This window comes from Polaromonas sp. P4_F9, assembly GCF_056401235.1.
The window spans coordinates 1-3,578 of sequence record NZ_JBFUJT010000073.1 but is presented as its reverse complement, the minus strand read 5'-3'; the positions used below and the strand labels follow the sequence as shown (position 1 = coordinate 3,578).

The 3,578-nt window shown below is 60.9% G+C and carries 4 protein-coding genes; all 4 read right to left on the bottom strand.

What is annotated here, in order from left to right:
• A partial coding sequence (locus tag AC1DUB_RS28160) for a transposase (RefSeq protein WP_477732369.1) occupies positions 1-173 on the bottom strand: 173 nt, incomplete at its 3' end.
• A 41-nt stretch (positions 174-214) separates the two neighbouring features.
• Positions 215-1,993 carry an IlvD/Edd family dehydratase gene (locus AC1DUB_RS28155; RefSeq protein ID WP_477732367.1) on the bottom strand — a complete coding sequence of 593 codons (1,779 nt, stop codon included), beginning with the start codon at positions 1,991-1,993 and terminating at the stop codon, positions 215-217.
• Between the two features lie 33 nt (positions 1,994-2,026).
• Complete coding sequence (locus tag AC1DUB_RS28150) at positions 2,027-2,968, bottom strand: tripartite tricarboxylate transporter substrate binding protein (protein WP_477732368.1); 942 nt, start codon at positions 2,966-2,968, stop codon at positions 2,027-2,029.
• A gap of 362 nt (positions 2,969-3,330) precedes the next feature.
• Positions 3,331-3,578: transposase (locus tag AC1DUB_RS28145; RefSeq protein ID WP_477716748.1), on the bottom strand; the 248-nt coding region annotated here is incomplete at its 5' end.

Sequence of the window (3,578 nt, the reverse complement as noted above, 5' to 3'; positions counted from 1 at the left end):
AGCATGCGCTCCAGGCCAATGGGCGGGCGTCCGTTGCCGGCTTTGGGATAGTGCGGCGCGATGACTTCGCACAGGGCTGACCATGGCACGATCGCGTCCATGGTCTTGAGGAACTCTTCCCGCCGCGTGGGCTTGCGGAACTGTTCGAATCCCAATCCTTGATCGGCTGCCATCGCCAGGCTTTGTTGTTTCATCGTCAAGTAACGCCTCTCCCTCAATTGCCGTGGACCTTAATCAGCATTGCCCTAGGAGTCTTTCCGGTGATCTTTGCGGCCCTCAGAAAGTCAAAATCGACGCCCTTGTCGGCTTGCGTAACGGTCTGCAGGAACAGCTTGCGATAGCCCCGGTCGGCGGTCGGCTCGGTCACCACGTTCTCGCGCATCCGCCGGGCGAGCTCTTCATCGGACACCAGCAGGCTTATCTCCCGGTTGCGCACGCTGAGCCGGATGCGGTCTCCGCTGCGCACCTGCGCCAGTGGCCCACCCACGGCCGATTCCGGCGTCACATGCAGCACGATGGTGCCGAAGGCTGTGCCGCTCATCCGGCCGTCCGAAATCCTGACCATGTCCTTCACGCCGGCACGCGCCAGTTTGAGCGGAATGGGAATGTAGCCGGCCTCGGGCATGCCCGGCGCCCCTTTGGGGCCGATGTTCTTGAGTACCAGCACGTCGTCTGCCATGACGTCCAGGTCGTCGCGGTCGATGCGGTTGACCAGATCCTCCGCGTTCTCGAACACCACGGCGCGCCCCTCATGCTCCATCAGTTTGGGGTCGGCCGCGGATTGCTTGATGATGGCGCAGCCTGGCGCCAGGTTGCCGCGCAGCACGGCGATGCCTCCCTGCGGGTAGATTGGGTTGTCGATGGAGCGAACCACATCCTGCGCAAAACCTGGTCCGGCCAGTTCAATTTCCTCACCCAGGGTGCGTCCCGTCACCGTCAATGCATCCAGGCGCAGCAGGGGCTTGAGCGCCCTGAACAGCGTGGCCATGCCGCCTGCCTTGTGGAAGTCTTCCATGTAGTGCTGGCCGGAGGGTTTGAGGTCCAGCAGGACCGGGGTTTCCCTGCCCATGCGATCCAGCGCCTGCATGTCGATTTCCAGACCGACACGACCCGCAATCGCTGCCAGGTGCACGATGCCGTTGGTGGACCCGCCGATGGACAGCAGCACCCGCATGGCATTTTCGAAAGCCGCGGGCGTCAGGATTTTGTCGATGGTCAGTCCATCGCGAGCCATTTGCACCGCCCGCGCACCGGTCTCCTCCGCGATCCGGATGCGGTCGGCTGTGACGGCTGGGGGCGATGCGCCGCCCGGAACCGTCATGCCCAGGGCCTCGGCAATGCAGGCCATGGTGCTGGCGGTCCCCATCACCGAGCAGGTGCCTACGCTGGCTACCAGCTGGTTGTTGACGTCCGTTGTTTCCTCGGCATCGATCTCGCCGGCGCGGAACTTGCCCCAATAGCGGCGGCAGTCGGTACACGCACCGACACGCTCGCCCCGGTGGGAGCCGGTCAGCATGGAGCCCGTGATCAACTGGATGGCCGGAATCCCCGCCGATGCCGCGCCCATCAGTTGCGCCGGAACCGTCTTGTCGCAGCCGCCAATCAGCACCACCGCATCCATCGGTTGGGCCCGGACCATCTCCTCCGTATCCATCGACATCAGATTGCGCAGGTACATGCTGGTCGGCGCGGAGAAGCTCTCGTGGATGGAAATCGTGGGGAAATCCATGGGCAGCCCGCCCGCCAGCATGACACCGCGCTTGACGGCCTCAATGAGCTGGGGGGCATTGCCATGGCACGGGTTGTACGCGCTGCCGGTATTGGCAATGCCGATCACAGGCCGGTCCAGCGCCGTATCGGTGTAGCCCGCCCCCTTGATGAAAGCCTTTCGAAGAAAGAGCGAGAAGCCCTTGTCGCCGTAGCTGGTCAGGCCTTTTTTTAGACCGGCTTCTTCGGAATGGTTTTTGGATGTGTCGCTTGATGTCATGGTCATGAGGGTGTTTGAAAATATCTGGTGGCCGACAGCTCAGTCGTCTGCCTTGATGTTGGCTTCCTTGATGACTTTTTCCCAGCGAGACACTTCGCTGCGCAGGCGCTCCGCAGCTTTTGCCGGCGTGGTGGGCGCCAGGGCATACACGCCCTGGCGCAGGAATTGCTCCTTGACCTCCGGCGATTGGACGATTTTGGCCAGCGCTGCATTCAGGTGTTCCACGATGGCGGCCGGTGTGCCGGCGGGAGCCAGTACACCGAATGTGGAGCTCACCTCAAGCGCAGGCAGGCCGGCTTCTGCCGTTGTCGGACTTTCAGGCAGCATCGAGATGCGCGTGGGTGTCGTGACGGCCAGAGCCCGCAGTTGCCCGCTTTTGATGAAGGGCTGCGCGGCCGGCACCGTTTCGAACATCAGGTTCACCTGGCCGCCGACCAGGTCGGTCATCGCAGGACCACTGCCCTTGTACGGAATGTGCAGCATGCCGACCGATGCCTCCTTGCGAAAAATCTCCGCCGCCATCCGTTGCGGTGCACCTGCGCCGGAAGAGGCGTAAGACAGCTTGTCCGGATTCGTCTTCGCATAAGTGATCAACTCCTGCAGGTTTTTGACGGGAAGTTGCGGGTTAACGACCAGGACAAGGGGGACGGATCCGACCACCATCAGTGGGGTGAAGTCCTTGATGATGTCGTAACGAAGTTTTCCTTTCTCAAGGGTGGCCATGGTTGAGTGGGATGTCAAGGCACCCATCAGCAGGGTATAGCCATCGGGCGCCGATTTGGCTGCTGCTTCGGCACCAAGATTGCCGCCGGCACCCCCCCGGTTGTCCACGATCACCTGCTGGCCAAGGGATTCGCCCAGTTTCAGGGCCAGGATGCGGCCAATGACATCTGTCGCGCCACCGGGAGGGTAAGGAACGATGAGCTTGATGAGCTTGATGGGCTTGTCAGGGTAGGCCGCAAACGCCCATGACGTGCACATTGCCATGCCCAGCACCAGTCCTGCGCGAATGAGCTTGCGCCGCCCTTGATTCCATTTGCCGCTGTCCATGTAATCCCTTTCGGTTCAACATAAAAACGTTGCCGGCGGCTAGCTCAAGGAATGACTACCGCCCCTGCACGTCCCTGGAAGATATGGATTCTGGGTGTGGCAATGGATAAAAGGAATGATTGTTTGTTATCTTCAAAAGATAATAAATTTTGTTTTCAATCCGCACGGGATGGAAAACCGGCTGAGCCGGCCGGAGATGCCGGCCGTCGACTGCAAATCGACCCGGGGTGTGCAAATGCGGCAAGACTGGCTGCGCGGCCAGTGAGCTGGTAGTGAGCGGGCAGCGAACGAGGCTAGTGGACTGTAACGATTGAATCGGGAGTGATGCGTCGTGAAAGATCACAGTACTTCCACTTCACTGGCTTTGGCTGTTCGTTGTACTGGCGGATGTAGCGCATGAGTTTTCGCTTCAGATCAGGCAAAGACGTGAACACGCCACGGGCGATGACATCGCGCTCGATCTTGGCAAACCACAACTCCACCTGGTTGAGCCAGGACGAGTACGTCGGGGTGAAGTGCATATGAACGTTGCTGTGCGTGG